This is a genomic window from Pseudothermotoga sp. (assembly GCA_025060105.1).
In the GTDB taxonomy this organism is placed as follows: Bacteria; Thermotogota; Thermotogae; order Thermotogales; family DSM-5069; genus Pseudothermotoga_A.
Genome location: JANXCS010000001.1, coordinates 21,678 through 42,272, shown reverse-complemented (window position 1 = coordinate 42,272; position 20,595 = coordinate 21,678). Strand labels below are relative to the sequence as shown.

Annotated in this window: 21 protein-coding genes and 1 pseudogene; 18 read left to right on the top strand and 4 right to left on the bottom strand. The window is 45.8% G+C overall.

Annotation, left to right across the window (positions count from 1 at the left end):
- The 10 genes and pseudogenes from NZ875_00225 (at position 1) to NZ875_00180 (ending at position 8,260) form a co-directional block, all read left to right on the top strand.
- Positions 1-954, top strand: a pseudogene (locus tag NZ875_00225) (flagellar hook-length control protein FliK).
- Positions 938-1,594 (top strand): flagellar hook assembly protein FlgD, encoded by a 657-nt coding sequence (locus NZ875_00220; GenBank protein ID MCS7174168.1) that lies wholly within the window; start codon positions 938-940, stop codon positions 1,592-1,594. The pseudogene NZ875_00225 and the gene NZ875_00220 overlap by 17 nt, the downstream one beginning before the upstream one ends.
- Positions 1,595-1,600: 6 nt before the next feature.
- On the top strand, positions 1,601-3,271 hold the full coding sequence (locus tag NZ875_00215; GenBank protein ID MCS7174167.1) for a flagellar hook protein FlgE: 1,671 nt from the start codon (positions 1,601-1,603) through the stop codon (positions 3,269-3,271).
- 11 nt (positions 3,272-3,282) lie between these two features.
- Positions 3,283-3,507, top strand: a complete 225-nt coding sequence (locus tag NZ875_00210) for a flagellar FlbD family protein (GenBank protein ID MCS7174166.1) — start codon at positions 3,283-3,285, stop codon at positions 3,505-3,507.
- Between the two features lie 3 nt (positions 3,508-3,510).
- Positions 3,511-4,299: a motility protein A gene (locus NZ875_00205; protein MCS7174165.1), complete on the top strand. Its 789-nt coding sequence runs from the start codon at positions 3,511-3,513 to the stop codon at positions 4,297-4,299.
- Positions 4,299-5,168, top strand: coding sequence for an OmpA family protein (locus NZ875_00200; protein MCS7174164.1), 870 nt, complete (start codon positions 4,299-4,301; stop codon positions 5,166-5,168). Before NZ875_00205 ends, NZ875_00200 begins: the two co-directional genes overlap by 1 nt.
- A gap of 9 nt (positions 5,169-5,177) precedes the next feature.
- Positions 5,178-5,672, top strand: a complete 495-nt coding sequence (locus NZ875_00195; protein ID MCS7174163.1) for a flagellar basal body-associated FliL family protein — start codon at positions 5,178-5,180, stop codon at positions 5,670-5,672.
- Between the two features lie 13 nt (positions 5,673-5,685).
- On the top strand, positions 5,686-6,669 hold the full coding sequence (fliM, locus tag NZ875_00190) for a flagellar motor switch protein FliM (protein ID MCS7174162.1): 984 nt from the start codon (positions 5,686-5,688) through the stop codon (positions 6,667-6,669).
- The gene (fliN, locus tag NZ875_00185; GenBank protein MCS7174161.1) at positions 6,666-7,664 is read left to right on the top strand and encodes a flagellar motor switch protein FliN; all 999 of its coding nucleotides are present in this window, start codon (positions 6,666-6,668) and stop codon (positions 7,662-7,664) included. Before fliM ends, fliN begins: the two co-directional genes overlap by 4 nt.
- Complete coding sequence (locus NZ875_00180) at positions 7,661-8,260, top strand: hypothetical protein (protein ID MCS7174160.1); 600 nt, start codon at positions 7,661-7,663, stop codon at positions 8,258-8,260. Before fliN ends, NZ875_00180 begins: the two co-directional genes overlap by 4 nt.
- Here NZ875_00180 and NZ875_00175 read toward each other — a convergent pair.
- The gene (locus NZ875_00175) at positions 8,245-8,991 is read right to left on the bottom strand and encodes an MBL fold metallo-hydrolase (GenBank protein ID MCS7174159.1); all 747 of its coding nucleotides are present in this window, start codon (positions 8,989-8,991) and stop codon (positions 8,245-8,247) included. The genes NZ875_00180 and NZ875_00175 overlap by 16 nt on opposite strands.
- A gap of 58 nt (positions 8,992-9,049) precedes the next feature.
- Here NZ875_00175 and NZ875_00170 point away from each other — a divergent pair, with 58 nt between their 5' ends.
- Positions 9,050-10,042, top strand: a complete 993-nt coding sequence (locus tag NZ875_00170) for a polysaccharide pyruvyl transferase family protein (protein MCS7174158.1) — start codon at positions 9,050-9,052, stop codon at positions 10,040-10,042.
- An 8-nt stretch (positions 10,043-10,050) separates the two neighbouring features.
- On the opposite strand, the gene NZ875_00165 is transcribed toward NZ875_00170, so the two are convergent.
- Both NZ875_00165 and NZ875_00160 read right to left on the bottom strand, forming a co-directional pair.
- Positions 10,051-10,839 (bottom strand): bacteriocin family protein, encoded by a 789-nt coding sequence (locus NZ875_00165; protein ID MCS7174157.1) that lies wholly within the window; start codon positions 10,837-10,839, stop codon positions 10,051-10,053.
- Position 10,840: 1 nt separating this feature from the next.
- Positions 10,841-11,182 carry a manganese catalase family protein gene (locus tag NZ875_00160; GenBank protein MCS7174156.1) on the bottom strand — a complete coding sequence of 114 codons (342 nt, stop codon included), beginning with the start codon at positions 11,180-11,182 and terminating at the stop codon, positions 10,841-10,843.
- A 146-nt stretch (positions 11,183-11,328) separates the two neighbouring features.
- On the opposite strand from NZ875_00160, the gene NZ875_00155 reads away from it, so the two are divergent.
- Genes NZ875_00155 through NZ875_00125 form a run of 7 tightly spaced genes read left to right on the top strand, consistent with a single transcriptional unit; the run spans position 11,329 to position 19,385 of the window.
- Positions 11,329-12,195: a VIT1/CCC1 transporter family protein gene (locus tag NZ875_00155; GenBank protein ID MCS7174155.1), complete on the top strand. Its 867-nt coding sequence runs from the start codon at positions 11,329-11,331 to the stop codon at positions 12,193-12,195.
- Positions 12,196-12,207: 12 nt separating this feature from the next.
- The gene (locus NZ875_00150; protein MCS7174154.1) at positions 12,208-13,008 is read left to right on the top strand and encodes a helical backbone metal receptor; all 801 of its coding nucleotides are present in this window, start codon (positions 12,208-12,210) and stop codon (positions 13,006-13,008) included.
- A gap of 5 nt (positions 13,009-13,013) precedes the next feature.
- Entirely contained in the window at positions 13,014-14,270 is a 1,257-nt protein-coding gene (locus NZ875_00145) for an SLC45 family MFS transporter (GenBank protein MCS7174153.1), read from the top strand.
- A 14-nt stretch (positions 14,271-14,284) separates the two neighbouring features.
- Entirely contained in the window at positions 14,285-15,424 is a 1,140-nt protein-coding gene (aspC, locus tag NZ875_00140; protein ID MCS7174152.1) for an aspartate aminotransferase, read from the top strand.
- A gap of 4 nt (positions 15,425-15,428) precedes the next feature.
- A complete protein-coding gene (locus NZ875_00135; protein MCS7174151.1) occupies positions 15,429-17,156 on the top strand; it encodes an ABC transporter ATP-binding protein/permease in 1,728 nt (575 codons plus the stop codon).
- A complete protein-coding gene (locus NZ875_00130; GenBank protein MCS7174150.1) occupies positions 17,153-18,727 on the top strand; it encodes a hypothetical protein in 1,575 nt (524 codons plus the stop codon). Before NZ875_00135 ends, NZ875_00130 begins: the two co-directional genes overlap by 4 nt.
- Positions 18,699-19,385: a methyltransferase gene (locus tag NZ875_00125; GenBank protein MCS7174149.1), complete on the top strand. Its 687-nt coding sequence runs from the start codon at positions 18,699-18,701 to the stop codon at positions 19,383-19,385. Before NZ875_00130 ends, NZ875_00125 begins: the two co-directional genes overlap by 29 nt.
- Here the strand turns inward: NZ875_00125 and NZ875_00120 are convergent.
- Entirely contained in the window at positions 19,372-20,592 is a 1,221-nt protein-coding gene (locus NZ875_00120) for an acetate kinase (protein ID MCS7174148.1), read from the bottom strand. The two genes, NZ875_00125 and NZ875_00120, sit on opposite strands and share 14 nt — an antisense overlap.
- Positions 20,593-20,595: the final 3 nt, after the last annotated feature.

Here is a 20,595-nt window from a genome sequence, read left to right as displayed (position 1 = left end):
GAACCATCGAACGATCAACTCCAGAAAGATATCCTGCAAACCAAAATGAAAACAACCACCTTCAACACCGAAAATCACGCAACAAACGAAACTGTCACACAACAGATCGGCCTGCTCGCTCAAAAAGTAGAGCTTTTTGTGAACGGTTCAAACAAGAAAGATATTCAGACAAATCCTGAACGTGTCGCAACGATGCAGACGTCGAATCAACCTTCAGTCGTTTTGAACGTCACACAGGTGAGATTGATCCTTGAAAACCTTTCACGTTACGTTCAACATCTAACGAACGAAACAACACAGTTCAAACACGTCAAACAAGAGCTTCCGGAGACTATCAAGATCAGAGAACCCATCAAAATAGAGACTTTCAAGTTGACGGTGGCGCGAGAACTCAAACAAACTGTCCAGGAACAAATTCAAGAGAAAGTTGAGGGACTCGAGAAAACAGAACGAATGAGAGAAACTCTGAACATCAAGGCAGCAAAGAGAGTGTATGAACAAGAGCAACCAATCGTTCAACATGTTCGAATTGAACACAGAGACATCGACCAAGTGATTGTACGAGTAGAACAACAGCAAAGAGCTGACAATTTACAAACGATCGCTGAGACGATCAAACAGATGAGAGAAACTCTCACAGAAAAGGCAGAAGTGTCCCTCTCACCACCTTCGCTTGGAAAACTCGAAATAGAACTTGTGAAACAGCAAGACAAGCTGACTGTTCTTATGAGGGTTTCTACACCAGAAGCAAAAGAACTTTTGGAGAACAGCTCCAAAGAGCTCGCCTCAAGGCTTTCAAATCTCGGGTTCAAGGTTGAACAAATCGAAGTGAGGTTCAACCCAAAATTTGAGCAAGAAAAAGCAGATGAAGAAAGAGAACACGGTCAACAGTTTGAACATCATGAGCAACAGCGAAAGAAACAGGAGGGTGATGAAGATGATCAACGCGATTAATTCTTATTCGACCTTGTACACTTCCTCACAGAGAACGGCGAGCAAAGAGCTCGATAAGAACGCATTCTTACTGTTACTTGTGACACAACTGAAAAATCAAAATCCACTCGAACCTATGGAAAACAGAGAGTTCATCGCACAGCTCACACAGTTCTCAACGTTAGAACAGATCACCAACATGACCAAATCCATTCAGGACTTTCTCAAATTGCAACAAGGAGCGCTCCAAGCTCAAGCAGCTTCTTTGATAGGTAAACACGTGGTAGTTCAGTCCAACCAAATCTCAGTTTCAAACCAAAAGGCTGAAAGCATCGTCTTCGAACTTGACGAGAAGGCACCAGTTGTGGTAAGAATTTACGATTCTAACGGTAATCTAGTTAAGCAAGCCACCAGCGGCGTTTTAGATCAAGGAGTTCACGCTTACGTGTGGGACGCTAGAGACGATTCTGGCCTTCCCGTAGCCGATGGTACTTACACCTACACTGTTAGCAAGATCACATCGAGTGGGGAAGTTCTGATCGGTGGAGTCCAGACTGGCACTGTAGAGTCGGTCAAGTTCAAGAACAATCAGATCTACATCTATGTGAACGGAAGAGAATATCCACTGACATCCGTCATCGAAATTTCACAGAAGGGGTGAGCTACCATGATGCGTTCGATGTTCAGTGGAGTTTCTGGGATGAAGAATTTTCAGTACGAGCTGGACGTGATAGGTAACAACATTTCCAACGTGAACACCGTTGGATTCAAAGGCTCACGTGTGACCTTTCAAACTGCTTTGCTCCAAACACTCAAAGCTGCTCGTGCTCCACAGGACAACGCGGGAGGCACGAACCCGATCCAGATAGGTCTAGGTTCACAGCTTGCCACAGTTGACAAGATCATGACACAAGGTTCCTTCCAAAACACAGGAAGAAAGCTCGATCTTGCCATACAGGGAGATGGTTTCTTCGTTCTGAGCGATGGACAAGGTTATTACTACACACGTGCCGGTGCGCTCGATGTAGATATGAACGGAACATTGATTCATTCTTCAACGGGTCTGAAGGTGCAAGGTTGGTCTGCCGTGATGGATCCTGCCACGGGTGAGCGCTATATCGATACGAACCAGCCCATAGGAAACATTGTCATAAGTGCTGGTATGACGATGCCAGCAAGTGCGACCACTGCGGCGAAGATGGAAGGTAACCTTAACTCAGCTTCTGGAATACTTCCATTTTCAATGACAGTTACAGACAGTAATGGACAGCAACGTACCGTGAGGTTCGTTTTCTCAAAAACGAACGCAGATTTTGCTAGGCAAAATGGACCATTCGCAACGAACCAAAGTTACACTTGGCAAGCCTACGATGAAGCTAACAATCAAATCGCTGATGGTTATGTCGTTGTGAATCAGTTCGGAAGAGTTGTCGAATCTGGGATAACTAACGGCGGTACAGATAGTGAGATAACAGCTTTAGGAAATGGTGCCTACATAACCATTCCGACGGCTGGTGAATTGAGATTCTACGAATCAGATAGTCCATCGAATTTTGTGATCGCAAAGTTTGAAAGTCCACGTTATGTGACGGCCGTACAGGTGTACGACACACTCGGAAATCCGTACTCACTGTACATCGAACTCACAAGACTTGGCCAGTTTGGGAACCTGAAAAACGCTTGGATCTGGAGGGTTTACACGGCCAGCGGTGAACCGATCACTTACGTGGATGCTAACAACAACACAAACTATGTGGGTGGAATCATAGACTTCAATGAGTCTGGAAGACTCACATCTATGTATGGTATCAACTGGGATGGTACTAACTTGACGGTTGGTAACACTGAACTTAGAAAGATTCAGTTCAACGCTTCTCACATGGGTGATGGCACTGTGACTATCGATTTGGATCTAACTTCTCTCACGCAGTTTGCGGGTGCGAACAGTGCCACCTTCACATGGCAAAACGGTAATGCACTTGGAACGCTCGAATCTTTTGCGATCAACGAGGCTGGACAAATCATAGGAACGTTCAGCAATGGTCTTACAGACATTCTTGGTCAAGTGGCTTTGGCCGTTTTCAACAATCCTGCTGGTTTGGTGGAAGTTGGTAATTCACTATATGTGCCATCTTCCAACAGCGGTCTCGCTCAAATAGGTTCAGCTGGGAGTGGAGGCAGAGGAACGTTGATCCCTGGAGCTCTCGAAATGTCGAATGTGGACTTGGCTGAGGAGTTCACCAGAATGATCATCGCTCAGAGAGGTTTTCAAGCGAACGCGAGGGTCATCACAACGGCCGATACCATCTTGGGTGAACTCGTGGCGTTGAGAAGATAAGGTGACCATCCATGATCTGGCTGACGCGCCTTAAAGGACAACGGTTCGTATTGAACGCTGAGATGATCGAGATGGTTGAGGCTTTGCCTGACACAACGATCACCCTTTTCAACGGAAAAAAATACATCGTTCAAGAAAGCGTCGAAGAAGTGATCAAACGAGTGATAGAATACAAAAGACAAGCGTACCCAGTGATCGATCTACTCAAATACATCCCTCATGAAAAGGAGGGGTGAAGTGTGGATATATCCACGATCCTTGGTGTGCTGATGGCTTTCGGTATGATCTTCTTTGGAATATTCGTCGGAAAGTCTGCGCCTTCAGCCTTTCTCGATCTTCCATCGGTGTTCATCACGATCGGTGGCGCGTTGGCCTCCACGATCGCTTCGCACCCGAAAGAAAGAAGTTTTCGAATCATCCAAGTTATCATGTCGACGTTCAAGGAACCGAAGATCGACAACATAGGTTTGGTGAGAACGCTGGTTTCATTCTCTGAGAAAGCAAGGAGAGAAGGACTTTTGTCGCTCGAGGAGAACCTAAACGAAATCGATGATCCGTTCATGAAAAAGGCACTCCAGTTGGTCATAGACGGTACCGATCCAGAACTACTTAAAAGTATGATGGATGCAGAAATGGACCTCATAGAAGAAGACCTCATGGCTAACAAGGCTATGATGGATTCAGCTGGTGCGTTCGCACCAGCCTACGGAATGGTGGGAACGCTGATCGGACTGATAGGCATGTTGAGAACGCTGAACAACCCCGAAACGATTGGCCCGAACATGTCGGTCGCTCTGGTGACGACTTTCTACGGCTCGATACTCTCGAACGCGGTGTTTTTACCCATGGGAGAAAAACTTGGAAGAAGGGCTATAAAAATATTGAGACAAAAGCAAATGATCCTTGAGGGAGTGCTCTCCATACAGGCTGGAGAGAACCCAAGGGTTTTGGAGGAAAAGCTCAAATCCTTCCTCACCACTGAAGAAAAGGCTGCTTATGAGGCTTCGCTCGGTAGGGAGGAGGCTTAATGCCTCGAAAGAAAAAGAGCTATGAGGCTCCAAAGGCTAGCTGGCTCACTACATACGGAGACATGGTGACGTTGCTGTTGACGTTCTTCGTACTCTTGTTTTCGATGTCCACCATAAGTCCTGGAAAGTTTCAACAGATAGTTGTCGGGCTCAGATCACCCCTGACCGGTCTGCCACCGAGCGTGTTGACGGGTGGCAAGAGTTTGGCGGAAGAGCCTCTCATCACTTCGAAGCGTGGTGTCTATGAAGAATTGATGAGAATCGTGGAAGAGTACAAAGGAAAAGTCACTATTCAAGAAAGAGACGAAGGAACAGTTATAATAATGCAGGATATGGCCTTCTTCGAACCGGCAAGCGCCAAACTCACGGTTGAAGCGAAAGAATTGCTCGGAAAGATCGGTTCGATCGTTATAGAACATACGATGAACGTTATTCAAGTCTACGGTTATGCGGACGATCGACCTGTGCCTGCAGATTCCATCTACGTCTCCAACTGGCATCTGAGTAGCGCGAGAGCGGCAAGCGTCATACAGTTTTTCACAGACGAGCTCAAGCGTCGTAGATCCGTTGAAAGGCTCGCAGATGTGAGAGCAGGAAGGTTCGATCCAGACTATTTTTACGATCCACAGAGGTTCTACCCTATAGGAATGGGAGATTGGCCGATAAAGAAAGAGATAGAATCGTTGCAGAAGGAGATCGAAATCGAAAGAAACTTACTTATCGAAAAGCTCAGAGCTGGGGAGATCTCAAGAGAACTGTACAACACTTCCCTCGCTGAGCTCGATAGAAGATACGAAATTCGCCTGAACCAACTGAGGAATCTTTATCGGAGGATAGACGTGCTCATCAAGAGGGAAAGAGCCAAGTAGGTGATCTTCATGGCGGACGAAGAAGTCAAAAAGAAGGGTATAGGCGGTTTATTGATGTCGATCATCGTACCCGCAGTCGTGGCGGTGGGAGCGACTGCACTCACTATTGTGTTGCTTGGCACGAACTTGACCCAACCGAAGAAGGAAGAAACACAACCTGCACCAACGGAGATCAAAGCTGTGGTCATTCAACCTGGTACCTACACAACGTTCATGCTCAAAGGTGGAAAAGAAGTTGCAGTGATAGATTCACTCACTCTCACGGTGGCCAGCGATGCGTGCCGCGCGGCAGTTGCCGAGCGCAGGGACATGGTGATGGATGGACTCATGTTGATCTTTTTGAGCAAGGAAAGGTCTGAACTGAACACGGCAGCCGGTATCGAGCTGTTGAAGAAGCAAATCCGAGCGATGGTGAACGAGGTGACTGGATTCACTGGGGAGAGGGAAAGGCTCGGTGTGATCGGAGTTTATTTGTACATAAAAGCCATCAGCTCTGTGGAATGAGGGGTGGTGGCGCTTGTCTGATGTGCTCAGCCAAGATGAAATAGATAAACTGTTACAAGCGCTCAAATCTGGGGAACTGTCGGTTGAGGAGATCAAGCGCGAGGAGAAGCGTGTAAAACCGTACGATTTCAAAAGACCGAGCAAGTTCTCAAAGGAACACATACGCGTTTTCGATATGATACACGAAAATTTCGCCCGTTCTGTCTCTACGTACCTGTCTGGCAGGGTTAGGACATTCGTGAGCATAAATCTTGCAAGCATAGATCAGATCACTTATGAAGAATTCATCAGATCTCTACCTGCACCCGCGTTCATCGTCGTTTTCTCGGCACCTGAATTCGTTGGAAGTGCGATCTTGGAGATGAACCTCGAGTTGTTCTACACGATCCTCGACTTGATACTCGGTGGACCTGGCATACCGAACGTGAAACGTCCACCTTCCGAGATAGAAATCAGTATCATGAGAAAAGAAGTGATGAACGTTCTAGCGAACTTGGCTCAAGCTTGGAGCGATGTGTACGGTTTCTCACCAACCATAGAGAGTATAGAGAACAATCCTCAGTTCGTTCAGATCGCACCGCCAACCGAAATGATACTGCTCATATCGATGTTCCTCACGATCGGAAAAACTGAAGGTTTCATGAACATTTGCTGGCCTTCTTCCTTGATGGAGCCATTCATGGATCGATTGAGTTCCAGAAACTGGTTCAAGACCGCAAAAAAGGAGCAGGTGTCTGAAAAGCTTCAAAAAGATTTGACGGATAACTTGAGCCAGATGAACGTTGTTTTGAGCACCATCCTTGGTGAAGCCGTATTGACCGTGAGGGAAATTTTGGAACTGGAAGTGGGAGACGTGATCAGATTGAAATCTCACAAAGATGAGGACGTTGCAGTACAGGTTCAAGGAAGAACCAAATTCCTTGCGAAACCTGGAACTTACAAAGGCTACAGAGCAGTCAAGATCACCAAGATCGTTGAACCGGAGGTGGAAGAATGAGCGATTTTCTCTCGCAGGATGAATTGGATGCTCTTTTGAAAAGCCTTGCCGATAGCTTGCCGGAAGAAGATAAGAAAAAAATAGAAACGATCGCGTCTTTGATCTTCGAACCTGCTTCTTCTGCGCTGGGTATGATAATCGGGAGAGAAACGCACATGAAACCCGTTCAAATCCTGCAAACATCTTTGAAGGATTTCGTTGGGAAGTCCTCGGAAAAGATCGTACTCGCTGAGATCAAGCTGACTGAGGCTTTGCAGGTGAATCTAGCCATAGCCATGCCTGCACCGTTAGTGCTGAGGATAGCTGACCTGATGATGGGTGGTTCAGGCGAACCAACTGATCAAAAAATAGACGATATAAAGTTGAGTGCCCTGACTGAAGCGCTGAATCAGATGGTTGGAGCGAGCATCACACTGCTGGCTGAGAAGGTCAAGGGTAAAGTTTCACTTGGAAAACTCGATGTGAGGGTTGCAGAAGAGAGTGAAAAGGTGAGCATCTTGTTCAATCCGACGGAACTGCTCGTCTGTGTCGAGCTCCAAGTGGACATGGAAAACTCTGCCAGATCGAGCTTGTGGATGTTTTCACAGTTGAGCGCACTGAGAGAGATGCATGATAAACTGTTCCCGAAAAAGAAAGAGGAGAAGGTCAAGGTCCAACCTGCGAAGTTTGAAGAATTCACACCGACCGAGACACAAGTACCTGTTCAACCGTCTGAGATCCAACAGAAGCTCGAACTACTCTTCGATGTGCCCTTGAAGGTCGTTGTGGAATTGGGTCGAGCACGCATGACTCTGAAGCAAGTGATGGATCTGACTGTAGGTTCACTGATAGAGTTGGACAAACTGACGGGTGAGCCTGTGGATGTGTTGGTCAACGGTCGGTTGATCGCACGTGGCGAAGTGGTGGTCATAGATGAAAATTTTGGTGTGAGAATAACTGAGATCGTCAGTCCAAAGCAACGACTCTATTCATTGAGGGAAACGAACGGGGTATGAGAAAGTTCATTTTCTTAACGTTCATTTTTTTGCCTGTATTCTGTCTTTCAACGACTTCTTTATTTGATCTAGTGGAACAGTTCGCAGGTGTTAGGGATTTTCTTGTGGAGTTCGAGCTGAAAGCGGAAGTGAAACAGCAAGATACAAAGAGAACTCTTCAATCCAGCGGTCTGCTGGTGATCAGGAATTTGGAGGATTTCTACTTCTTGGTGAAAGAACCAGCTTTCATTTCGAATCTGTCTTTCACCTATATATCGCGCATCAAAAGGCTAATCTTCAACACTGGTAGTGGTTTTGATTTCGAGAGCTTGGAAATACCGATTTCTTCAATAGTGCAATCGATTCAAACTGCGATGAGGATACTGCAAACACCATTGGTGAGCGTCGAAAACGAAGGTGATTCTGTGGTTCTATCGTTCTCCAGGTTCATCACTCAGCGCGTACAAGAACCGATCAAGGTGAGATTTGAAGTGAAAGACAAACAGCTAAAATCCATAGAGATAATCAGTCCATCGGGAGAAGAAAAGATAGCTATAAAGATCAACAAGCTGATCCTCAACGCGAGGGTGGATGAATATTTTCAACCGCCACGTTGATGTAGCAAATTCTCCAAACTCCAACCGAACAGCTCAGGAAATTTCCTCTTCGAGAAATTCTCATCCATCATCACGTCGTGAAGATTCAGAGCGCCTTCGAGCAATCTTTTCACCTTCATTAGATACCGCTCCATGGATATGAGACATTCCAACCCAGAAACTTCACCGTGTCCGGGGACAATCCAAATCGGTTTTAATTTCTCAATGAATTTCAAAGCCTCGATCCATTCGTTCAAATCGCTGTCTGGTACGATCTCCGCATGAAAACCATTGAAGATCAAATCACCTGAGATCAAAACTTTTTCCTGCTTAAAAAACACGATGGAGGAATCCAGAGTGTGCCCACCTAAGCGTTTGATCAAAAGATCTCTATCTTCGAACTCCTCGTCGAAGACGAAGCTCGGCGTGATGATCTTCTCAACCGGTGGCAATTTGGACAGATACTGTTCATCGAAAGCTTCCATCAAAGATTTGGTCATCTCGCTTGAAACTATTTTGAGTCCCTCGAAAGCTGCATTCCCAAAAGTGTGGTCCGGATGATAGTGTGTGTTCACGACCAATTCGATCGGTTTTTTAAAAAAGTCATCCAGCAACAGCTTAACCTTGCGAGCTTTCTCTGGAAAGAGGGAGGTATCGACGATCACAACCCCAGCTTTGGTGAGCACACCCGTGATGTTCGCCGAACCTTCAGCCCCTACAACGATGACACGATCGTTCAAAGCCTTTATCAAAGTGAAAGCACCTCCAGTATAATTCAGTTGATATTTCTCGTAGAGGAGATGTTTTTCCTTGAAAGCAGCTACACTGTTCGGTTATTATGGTTATGACAATCTTGGAGACGAGTTGCTGTGTCGGCAAAGCATCAAAACGCTCAAAGAAGCACACTTCGACAAAATATATCTGCTGGTGAATAGAAAAAAAGTGAAAGATTTTCTGCAAACTGGTATTCTACCCATCGATCGGTTCGACCTTATAAAAGTTTTTCAGGCGATCTTCAAAAGCGACGTGGTCGTTTGCGGTGGTGGAGGTATTCTTCAAGATCAAACCAGTTTGAAGAGCTTGCTTTACTACTCCTCTCTCATCCTGATTTCGCTCGCTCTTGGGAAACCTGTGTTGTTGCTCGCCAACAGCTTGGGACCTCTGAAACGCACGATTTCAAGATGCATCGTTAGATTCATTTTAAAAAGGAGAAATCTCTATTTCATTGCTCGAGACCCGGTGAGTTTCAAGTACGCCAAACTCGTTGGAGCCAAGCATGTCTCGCTTGGAACGGACCTGGCAGTTGGAATGATTGAAGACTTGCCGAAGTTGGAGAAAGAGAAAAGGATCAGTCTATGCCTGAAGAGTGAGATAGAACTAGAACCCATCATCACCGTTGCGGAGATCTGTGGCTTTTCAGAGATTTTGCTCGTACCACTCAGTCCTCAAGATGAACCTGCGTGCGAGCGCGTTTCAAAAAAGTACGGTTTACGCATCTCAACTCAACCGCTGAGAGATTTGGTCTCTTCATCCTTCGTCGTCTCTCAACGTATGCACGGTTGTCTCATATCATGTTTGGCTGGTATTCCATTCATATCTTTGAACAACCTCAAGAGTAAAAGATTCTTCGAGCGATATTTCCCAAAGTATGAAGGTTTTTGTTCCAAAGAAGATCCCACAAAGATCGCTCTGACCATCATGAAATTGAAAGATACGAAACTTGACACCAAAAAATTGGTGGAAGATTACACAAAGATGTGGAACGACGTTCTGAATCTGTTGAAAGCACTTAAAGGGGAATAGAGGGGCGATCAGCCCCTCAGAACGCACACAGATTTTGGCTCTCTCACCAAAAGCGCTACGCTTTCAGACAGAGAGAACTCCAGTGTGTGATCCTTCGGACCGACAAAACCTATGGACAGATCTTGTCCGACGATCAAAGAAACGTAGAACGGTGAGTCACATATCAAAACACCTGAATTTTTCAATATGGGAGCTTTGTAGACCTTCTTCACCATCATGGAGATGTGCTCAAGCTCAGTTTGGTTACCGCTCTCGTATCTTCTCATCAGCTTGTTGTATCTATCAGGTGAAAGGGCAAGCAAGTAGGGGCCATGAAAACCTGCTTCATCGAGCTTGGTGACGGCTTCGATAACATCATCTGCAGCTTGACCGATCTCCTTCCAATCCTTCATCTTCGTTTCAATCACACCGTCACAGTTCAAAATCCCTTTTTGATCGGCTAATCCATGAAAGATCAACTTATCCTCCAGCTCTAGACATTCCAAGACGGCTTTTTTGAAACTCGCAAGATCGAGAGTTATTTTCTCTTTTTCGAAAGCTGCGATATCTCTGATAGAAAGTTCAAAGGTTCTGTGAATATAGAACAACGGAAGTGCTCTGGAAACGAAAACACCCGGATTGACCTCTTCGTCTGAGAGAGATATCTGTTTCACACCCAAACCGATTGGTCCCACCAGATGGAACAATTTTCTACCGGTCAAATTGTCCTTCGCCAATTGAAGGAGTACTTCGTTCAACAATTTCCAAACTTCAGAGCTCACCGGAGCATCCTCTTGCATTAGATACTTGTTGGCCATCTCAATCACCTTCCTTCAGTGAACCGATCGTTGGTTCCTCATCCTCTCCTTCCGACATGAGTTCTTCGACTTCTTTGGCACCTTGTTTCATGAAATCCGCTTCGTCCTTTGTGAGTATCTCAAGCAACCGTGTGAACTCACCTATGTGTACCCTCTCTTCATTGGCAATGTCCATGAGCACCTTTTTCGCCAGAGGATGATCCGTCGCATCGGCATGCGCCATGTATTGGTGGACCGCTTCATGTTCGGCTGCAATGTTGAGTCTTATGGCCCTTATGAGCTCTGAGAGAGTCAACTTTCTTTCAGGCACCTTACCACTGAACGGATTGACGAATTCTGGCATCTTTTCACCCCCATTGAATTTTAACACAAAAATGTATCAAAACCATTTGTTATACCGAAGGTCAGCCGTTCGTACACACCTGTGCGACTTCGTTCGCTCAACGAAGCAATTGTTCGATTAGAATTTTACTGAAAGGAGGTGTGAAAATGACATCGAACGGTGAGAGAAAGTACTCATCGACCAACCTTTTGCTCATGAAAATGCAGAAGGCCGAAATGACAGAGTACATCGTTTACTCTAGGCTTTCCAAACTCGATCAAAAAAATTCCGAAATCTTGATGAGGATAGCAAAAGATGAACTGAACCACTACAAAAAATTGAAGAATCTGACGAAAGTCGATGTTACACCCAATTGGTGGAGGGTGATCTTTTATCTATTACTCGCAAGATTCTTCGGTTTGACCTTCACCCTCAAACTGATGGAAAGAGGAGAAGAAGGAGCGCAGATCAAATACAGTGAAGTTGGTCAAAAAGAGCTCCTTAAAGATGAAGAAGAACATGAAAGATTGTTGCTGAGTTTGATAGATGAGGAGAGGATAGAATACATAGGCTCGATGGTCCTAGGTTTGAACGATGCCTTGGTCGAACTCACAGGCGCACTGGCTGGCTTGACTTTGGCAATTCAAAACTCCAAGATCGTTGCACTCTCTGGTGTTATCACAGGTTTAGCCGCCGCTTTGTCGATGTCTGCCTCAGATTATCTTTCGAGAAAATCGGAAGGTGGAAGTAAAAAACCTTTCAGGTCCGCTCTGTACACCGGTGTGGCTTATTTGATTACCGTGCTATTTCTTGTTTTTCCTTACATCGTCATCGATCGACCGATGATTTCACTCTTTTGGACGATCTTGAACGCCGTTTTGGTCATATTCTTGTTCACCTTCTTCGTATCGGTGGTGAAAGAACAGAACTTCAAGAAGAACTTCCTTGAAATGTTCAGCATAAGCATGGGAGTCGCTGCCGTTTCGTTTCTCATCGGCTTGGTTGCGCGAAAAATCTTCAACATAGAAATCTGAGGAGGGTTTAGTTTGAAGATTCACTGTGAAACGTTGAATTATCAAGTCGAACTGCCAGATCGAATCGAGAGGATTGTCAGTTTGGTGGCTGGTTTCACTGAAACCATCTTCGAGCTGGGATGCGGAGACAAGGTGGTTGGTGTTTCGAGTTACTGTCCTCGCTATGTGAAAAACCTGAACGTCGAAATCGTCGGTGATTACTTGAATGTGGACGAAACTAAACTCAGCTTTTTGAAACCTGATGTTGTGTTGCTCACAACGGGCGTACAGAGAGAACTCGCCAGAAAACTGCATCGGAAGAATTACCCCGTCTTCGTTCTACCGTTGCCGAAGAGCATAAACGGTGTGTGGGAGAACGTTCTCACACTTGGAGGTCTGCTCAAAGAGGTGAAAAAGGCGAAAGATTTAGTTTTGAAATGGCAAAAAGCTTTCGTGTGTGACGCTTCGCTCAAGCGTGAAAAACTTTCAGTTTACGTGGAACTCTGGCTTGGTAAACATGTGAGAACTATCGGGGGTTTAAGTTTCGTGAACGATCTTGTGGAATACGCAGGGTTAAAGAATATCTTCGGTGACGTTGCTGAAAGCTTCTTCATTCCAGACTTTGAAAAAGTTCGTTCAATGAAGCCAGAGATCCTTGTTTTCTTCTACGAACCTGACTTTCCAATAGAACCCCAGAAACTCATCGAACGGAGAGGTTGGAACTGGCCATTTAAGCTGATAGAATCAACGGTGGAACCAGAAAAGAACTTGATCCATGATGGCCCGTCAATGATGAGAACAATTCAGTGGCTGAGGCAAAAGATTTGGGGGTGAGGTGGATGGAGAAGTTCAACTATTGGAGGATCTATTTGCTGGGGTTTGGTTTTTTCGGGATCAGCGTTCTGTGGCCCCTCTACAACGCTTATGTACCAATCTTTCTGAAAGATTTCGCCCTATCATCTTTCATCATCGGTTTGATCATGACCATAGACAACATCTTCGCTATCTTGATGCTTCCTTACATCGGTACACTGAGCGATCAAACGAGGACAAAACTCGGTCGAAGAAAGCCATACATACTTTTCGGAGCACCATTGGGCGCTCTGTTTTTCGCTCTGATCCCATTTTGCAAAGATATCGGTTCTCTTGGTTTGATGATGTTCGTGATCATACTGATGAATTTCTCCATGGCTCTGTTCAGATCACCCGTGATCGCATTGATGCCCGACATAACGCCTTCTGAAAAGAGAAGTCAAGCCAACGGGATCATCAACTTCATGGGTGGTTTTGGAGCTTTACTCGCCTATTTTGCAGGTAAACCTCTCTATGACTCAAATAAAACCTATCCTTTCTTGGTAGGAGCCCTATTGATGTTGATCGCAAATTTGTTGGTGATTCTCTTCATAGAAGAACCCGCAGAGTACAGGATCAAGGGTGAAAAAATGAAGATCGCTGAAACGGTCAGAGAAGGCTCCAAGGAATTGCTGGAAAATCTCAAAGAAGTCTTCGTTTCCAACGAAAAGAGTTTGATGATGATGCTTCTATCCATATTCTTTTGGTTTGTAGGTTTCAACGCGATCGAAACTTTTTTCACAAGTTATGCGAAGTTCCACTTAGGTATCAGTGAAAGTACTGGGGCACTCGTGCTCGGAGTTTTCTCACTCTCTTTCATGATCTTTGCGCTACCCTCAGGATTCATCGGAGCTAGACTTGGAAGGAGAAAGACTATAAAATTGGGACTATCCATCATAGTAGTTTGTTTATTGGTGGTGGTTTTACTCTCTCGTTTAATCACTGGAAAGATTCTGTTGAATTTACTCTATATCGTGTTCGCTGTGAGTGGCGTTGGTTGGGCGCTGGTCAACGTGAATTCGTTACCCATGGTGGTCGACATGACGAAGATCGAAAAAGTGGGAGGTTATACTGGCCTTTACTATTTCTTCTCGATGGCCGCCAACATCGTTGCTCCACCTTTAGCAGGAGCTTTCATCGATCTAACGGGGTATCGTTCTTTGTTCATCTTTTCGATCACTTTCCTGCTCATCTCTTACACGACTGTGAGTCTCGTCAAGAGAGGGGAACGAGCTGAAATTTGAAGGGAGGACCTTTTATGAATATTTCAGAAAGAATCAAAAACATCGCTGGATCGAAAACTTTAGAGATCAACGCGTTGGCACAATCTATGAAGCAAAAGGGAATCGATGTAGTGAACCTCACGGCTGGCGAGCCGGACTTTCCAACACCACAACCCATCGTTGAAGCAGCGATAGAAGCTTTGAAAGCTGGCTTGACCAAGTACACTGATTCTTCTGGAATACCGCAGCTCAGGGAAAAAATAGCACAATACGTATCTGAAAAACACGGTGTCACATGCACGCCAGAGCAAGTAGTGGTGACCAACGGAGGAAAGCAAGCGATCTTCAATTGTCTTGCGGCACTCGTCGAAGAGAACGATGAGGTCATAATCATCGATCCGTGCTGGGTGAGCTATGAACCTATGGTACAAATACTCGCAGGCAAACCAGTGCACGTGAAGACGAGCTTTGAGAATGGTTTCAAACCCTCATTGGAACAAATAGAACGTGCGATCACACCGAACACCAAGGTGATCGTGCTGAACAGCCCAAACAATCCCACCGGTACGGTTTACGATGCGAAACTACTCAAACAAATTCATGCGCTTGCCGTTGAAAGAAACATATTCATCGTGTCCGACGATGTGTACGATTGTCTCGTTTACGATGGTGAGTACACTTCCATATACTCGATCTCCGGGGGAAAAAACGTTGCGCTCGTGAACGCGTTTTCTAAGTCCCATTCCATGACAGGTTGGAGGGTTGGTTATTTGGTCGCACCCGCAGAGATTGCCAAAGCGGCGGCGAAGGTCCAAGCTCACACGACCTCGAACATAAACACCATAGCACAATACGCTGCCCTGAAAGCCTTCGAGGTCGATACAACTTACATGAAAGAAAAATTCAAACAGCGACGCGATCTTGTCTGCAAGCTGTTGGAAGAATCCGGCTTCAGCTTCGTCAAGCCTGGCGGAGCGTTCTATGTACTCATCGATGTGACCGAGTTCGAAAAGGACGACGTGACGTTTTGCACGAAGCTTTTGCAGCAGGCCCACGTGGCGTTGGTGCCAGGCTCTGCATTCAACGCGCCGGGATTTGTGAGATTGTCCTTCGCAACGAGTGAGGAAGCTTTGGTCGAGGGAATAAAGAGGCTGAAAAAATTTGTAGGAAGGTGAGCCTGTGCTCATTGACTTCGTCAAAAAACATTGGTTCAGTTATCTTGTGGGTATCTTGACGCTCATCGTTGTGGATCTTCTGCAACTTTATATTCCGAGGTTCATCGGACGCGTGGTTGATCACTTGAGATCGGACAATCCAAATATAGGTTTCGTAACAGTCGCTGTCGGATGGATCGTTGGTATAGCTTTAGCTATAACCATTCTGCGCTTCTTTTGGAGATACTTCATCATAGGTAACGCGAGACGGTTTGAATATCTCGCCAGAAAAACGCTCTTCGATAAGCTCCTTTCGCTTTCAATCGGCTATTTCGATAAGGTACGCAGCGGCGATTTGATGGCGAAGTTCACCAACGATTTACAAGCTGTGCGAATGGCGCTCGCTCAAGGTGTCGTCATGACCGTGGATGCCACGTTCATGGCTGTGATGACTGTCCTGTTCATGGGAAAGACCGTGAGCTGGAAGTTGACATGGCTCGCGTCCATACCGTTACCTGCCTTGGCACTGGTGGCACTCTTTTTCGGCCGTATCATCCACAGAAGGTTCATGGAAGTTCAAAACCAATTCTCAGCAGTCAGCGAGTTGACCGAAGAAACGATCTCAGGTATAAGAATAGTGAAAAGCTTTGCTGCAAACGAAAAGTTCTGGGAAATGTTCAAAGAACGTTCCTGGAAGAGCTACAAAGCAGGTGTATCGCTCGCCAAGGTTTCGTCCGTCTTCTTTCCTCTGATGACGTTTCTGGCTGCCTTGGCACACGTTTTCGCCTTGTTCTTCGGTGGACCTATGGTCGTGAAAGGTCAAGTCAGTCTGGGTGACTTCATCGCTTTCAACTCCTATCTAGGTATGCTCACGTGGCCCATGATGGCCCTCGGATGGGTTTTAAACATGGTTCAGAGTGGTAGAGCGTCTTACAAAAGGATCATGCAAGTGATGCAGCAAATACCACAGATAAAAGAACCAGGCAAGCCCGTCAAAATTGACCGTGTTGAATCGATAAGGTTTGAAAATCTCACCTACAGATATCCCGAGACAGAGAGAGAGGTACTCAAAAATGTGAGCTTTTCAATAAATAAAGGCGAAATGATCGGTATAGTTGGAACAGTGGGTAGTGGTAAGTCAACGATAGTGAAGTTACTCACAAAGCTTTACCCCGTTGAGCGTGGTAGGATCTTTGTCAACGATGTGGATATAAACGATATAACTTCCGAAAACATACGCAGCTTGATCGCTTTTGTACCACAAGAATCTTTCCTTTTTTCAGATCAAATAAAAAAGAACATCGCTTTCGCTCAAGAAAACATAGACACGGAAAGAATGGTGGAATGCGCAAAATTGGCTGCGATCCATGACGAGATAGTGAGGTTCCCAGAAAGCTATGACACCGTCGTGGGGGAAAGGGGTGTGACGCTCTCCGGTGGTCAGAGACAGAGAGTCACCATCGCACGCGCCTTGTACAGCGACAAAGACGTGCTCGTTTTCGACGATTGTCTTTCGGCTGTCGATCCTGAGACGGAGGAAAAGATCATAGACTCTCTGAGGAGTCAATTCAGGGAAAAGACGATGATCGTCATAACCCACAGATTGAAAGTACTGAAGGATGCTGATCTGATCATAGTGTTGGACGATGGGAAGATCGTTGAAAGAGGGTCACATGAAGAATTGATGAATCTGGATGGTTTGTACGCGCGCATGTTCAGACGTCAGATGATCGAAGAGGAGCTCGCAAGATGAGAAGATCAATAATTCTATTTCTCCTTTTGAGTTGTCTCGCTTTCGCAACGGTGAGATATCATTTCAAAAGTTCACAGCTGATCATCACGGGGTTGGAAAGCTACGATGAAGTCGAACTAGAGATCGAGAAGAACAAGATCACACTCCCTTCATCAAAGCTGGTTGTGCCTTGGCGAAAGAATTACAACACAACGTTGATCTTGACACCGATCAAAGCCGGCGTCAAAGGTTCGCGCATCATCCTTCGCATCGATGCCAACAAAGACAATCCTCCACAGATGAAATTGAAAGTTCCAAGCTATGTCTCACTCGGAAAACTCGTGATGGACGTCTCTGTGGAAGACGATTGGGATGATCCAAGAACGTTGAAGTACACCGTTTACGTGGATGGTAACAAGATCGACCCACCAAAGTATGGAAAACTCGAAATCGACACGTTCTTTTTGAACTCTGGTGAGAGAAGACTGAGAATCATCTGCAAAGATAGCAACGGAAACACGGTCGATCAAACTTACAAGTTCATCGTCGTATCCACACTTCCGAGTTCGCCACAGGTGAATCAAGGCAAGATAATTTCAAACCGCGTGCATAGAGTCTACACAGTACGCGATGGTGCCATCGAGGCTTTCGAAACTAGGGCGAGTGAACTGTCAGACCAGTTCGTTTTCGTGTGTGACCTAGACAGTGCGAACAATGAAAGCTTTCCAGCACTCTATTATAAAGACGGCAAACTCGTCCAATATCAAAATCCCATCATCATGAGCCTTGCTGACAGTTGCTCCTTGCAATCAGAACACGCCGTCTTTGGAAAAATAGTCATTCCTGCAGGACAGATGGTTGTTTTGAGACCAGGTGCAACTTTGAAGATCAACAGCAATTGTGAGCTGATCGTGCGAGGGACGTTGGTGTTACAACAAAATTCGAAGGTTACAGGTCCTGGGAATTTGGTTGTGGTGGAATCCGGTAAATTGATCGTCAACGGCGCAAAGATAGAATCGAACGTCTTCGTAGATGGTGCCACGAGTGTATGGTTGTCGAATGTGAATTTGTCAACAGCGAACATCCGCTTGACCCGTTCATCGCTACTGACTCTCAAAAACGTTAAGGCAGAAAGATTGATCCTAGAAAACGTGAGAAAGCTGTGGATAGATTCCTGCGAATTCGAAAACTTGGAGATTCTCAACTGTGGTGATGCAACCATGTTGAATTCAAAGATGTCTCAGCTCAAGCTGTCTCAAAGTTCCAAAATGAGAGCGTATTCTTGCACCTTTTATTCGTCCAACGCGGCCGTTTCGATCTCGGATCTTTCCAACCTCGAACTTGTTGACAGCTGGGTCAGTGGCAAGGTCGGCATAGATGTACAGAACTTTTCTGTACTACGTGTGAGGAGTACACAGATCAACGGCGATTTGGCAGTTTCAGCCAATGGTTATTCTGTGATAGAAACATTCGCTTCTGTACTAACCGGCAGTAAAGCGCTACAGTTGAGAGACTCTAGGTGGAAGCTTTCCAAAACTCAAACCATGGGAGAGATAGTGAAGTTTGGCTTCGTCGAGATCGTTCAAAGATGATTTCGATCCCAACTTGTTGAGAAATGTACGTGTTCCAGACCTCGGTAAGGATCACCGACCCACGCACGCTTCCACGTTGCTGGCATGGTACGCAAGGCCGAAGGATGGTGATCTAGTAGTCGAATTGGGTTGTGGAATTGGTATCGTCTCAGCTTATCTTGCGATGAATCACGATATCGTGGTTTACTCGATAGAGAAGAATCCACTTTTAGCTGATGCCGCGCACGAAACGGTGAGATTGAATTCTCTTGAGGGCAGAATGTTCGTTCACAACGTATCTTGTGAACAAGTCAGAATGGCTTTCGAGGCTGAAAAATTCGATTTAGTCATCTGTAATCCACCGCATCATTTAACAGGTGTTCCAAGTCCATCAAAGCTCCGTAGCGAGAGCAGATCCTCAAACTTGAAAGAGGCGGAAACGTTCATTGAAGCAACGTTCTATCTTCTAAGAAATAGAGGAAAGTTCGTTTTCGTATTATCTTGTGAACATTTGATGTTTTGGACGAAGAAATTCTTAGAAAGGAAACTGCAACCCAAATGGTTGGTACCAGTTTACGGTGAACCAAAGAGGAACGCCGTTTTGATGATCGTGAAAGGTGTGAAAAATGGGGGCATCGGTTTGAAAATCGAGCCCCCAGTTGTGCTCAAAAGAGCTTGAGTTCTTTCACTTTGTTCTCGACTATGTACTTAGTATCTCTGGCGATGATGAGTTCTTCGTTCGTCGGCACTATGATCACAGCCACCTTGGAGTCAGGTGTGCTTATGATCCTCTCAACGCCCTTCACGTTGTTCAACTGTCTGTCGATCTTCACACCGAGAAAGCCAAGATATTCACACACTTTCTCTCTCACATAGGGCGAGTTCTCACCAACGCCCGCTGTGAACACGATCGCATCCACTCCGTTCATCGCCGCTGCGTAAGCACCAATGTATTTCGCGATGCGATACACGTATATGTCGAGTGCGAGTTGAGCAATTTCGTTTCCAGCCATCGCAGCGTCCTCGATGTCCCTCATGTCTGAACTCAAATTGTTCGTCAAACCCAGCATACCGCTCTTTTTGTTCAAAAGATCGTAGACCTTATCGACAGACATTCCAAGGTTCTGTTGCAGATAAATAACGATCGCTGGATCCATGTCGCCACACCTGGTACCCATCACCAACCCTTCCAGGGGTGTGAATCCCATGGAAGTGTCGATGGACTTTCCGTGTCTGATCGCGGCTATAGAAGCACCGTTGCCGAGATGACACGTGATCACTTTGAAATCGTAATAATCTCTTCCGAGTATCTCTGCCGCCCTCTTCGAAACGTATCTGTGACTGGTTCCGTGGAAGCCATACCTTCTGATCCTGAACTTTTCATAAAACTCATAGGGCAAACCATACAAATAAGCTTTCTTCGGTATGGACTGGTGGAACGCCGTATCGAAAACGCCGACGTTAGGAACGTTTGGTAACAACCTCTGGATGGCCTTTATTCCCAGAATGTTCGGTGGGTTGTGCAGCGGCGCGAGGTGAATATTTTCCTCCAAAACCTTCAGCACCTCTTCGTCGATGAGAACAGAACTTGCAAATTTCTCACCGCCGTGTACGACCCTGTGACCAACCGCATCGATCTCAGAAAGAGATTTGATGACGCCTATTTCTGGATCCACAAGGATTTCGAGAACCAACTTGAGGGCTTCTTCATGGTCCTTCATGTTCTTCTCGATGACGTGTTTATCTGCGTTCACACGGTGCACCAGTCTACCGCCTTCTATTCCTATCCTCTCGGCAAGACCTTTGCACAGAACTTTTTCACCGTTCATGTCGATGAACTGATATTTAACTGAAGAACTCCCGCAGTTCACGACGAGCACCTTCACACG

Excerpts from the sequence above, each read along its gene's own strand:
- NZ875_00220 (MCS7174168.1), top strand. The coding sequence starts at position 938 with ATGATCAACGCGATTAATTCTTATTCGACCTTGTACACTTCCTCACAG.
- NZ875_00215 (MCS7174167.1), top strand. The coding sequence starts at position 1,601 with ATGATGCGTTCGATGTTCAGTGGAGTTTCTGGGATGAAGAATTTTCAG.
- NZ875_00210 (MCS7174166.1), top strand. The coding sequence starts at position 3,283 with ATGATCTGGCTGACGCGCCTTAAAGGACAACGGTTCGTATTGAACGCT.
- NZ875_00200 (MCS7174164.1), top strand. The coding sequence starts at position 4,299 with ATGCCTCGAAAGAAAAAGAGCTATGAGGCTCCAAAGGCTAGCTGGCTC.
- NZ875_00195 (MCS7174163.1), top strand. The coding sequence starts at position 5,178 with ATGGCGGACGAAGAAGTCAAAAAGAAGGGTATAGGCGGTTTATTGATG.
- fliN (MCS7174161.1), top strand. The coding sequence starts at position 6,666 with ATGAGCGATTTTCTCTCGCAGGATGAATTGGATGCTCTTTTGAAAAGC.
- NZ875_00180 (MCS7174160.1), top strand. The coding sequence starts at position 7,661 with ATGAGAAAGTTCATTTTCTTAACGTTCATTTTTTTGCCTGTATTCTGT.
- NZ875_00165 (MCS7174157.1), bottom strand. The coding sequence starts at position 10,839 with ATGGCCAACAAGTATCTAATGCAAGAGGATGCTCCGGTGAGCTCTGAA.
- NZ875_00160 (MCS7174156.1), bottom strand. The coding sequence starts at position 11,182 with ATGCCAGAATTCGTCAATCCGTTCAGTGGTAAGGTGCCTGAAAGAAAG.
- NZ875_00155 (MCS7174155.1), top strand. The coding sequence starts at position 11,329 with ATGACATCGAACGGTGAGAGAAAGTACTCATCGACCAACCTTTTGCTC.
- NZ875_00145 (MCS7174153.1), top strand. The coding sequence starts at position 13,014 with ATGGAGAAGTTCAACTATTGGAGGATCTATTTGCTGGGGTTTGGTTTT.
- aspC (MCS7174152.1), top strand. The coding sequence starts at position 14,285 with ATGAATATTTCAGAAAGAATCAAAAACATCGCTGGATCGAAAACTTTA.
- NZ875_00130 (MCS7174150.1), top strand. The coding sequence starts at position 17,153 with ATGAGAAGATCAATAATTCTATTTCTCCTTTTGAGTTGTCTCGCTTTC.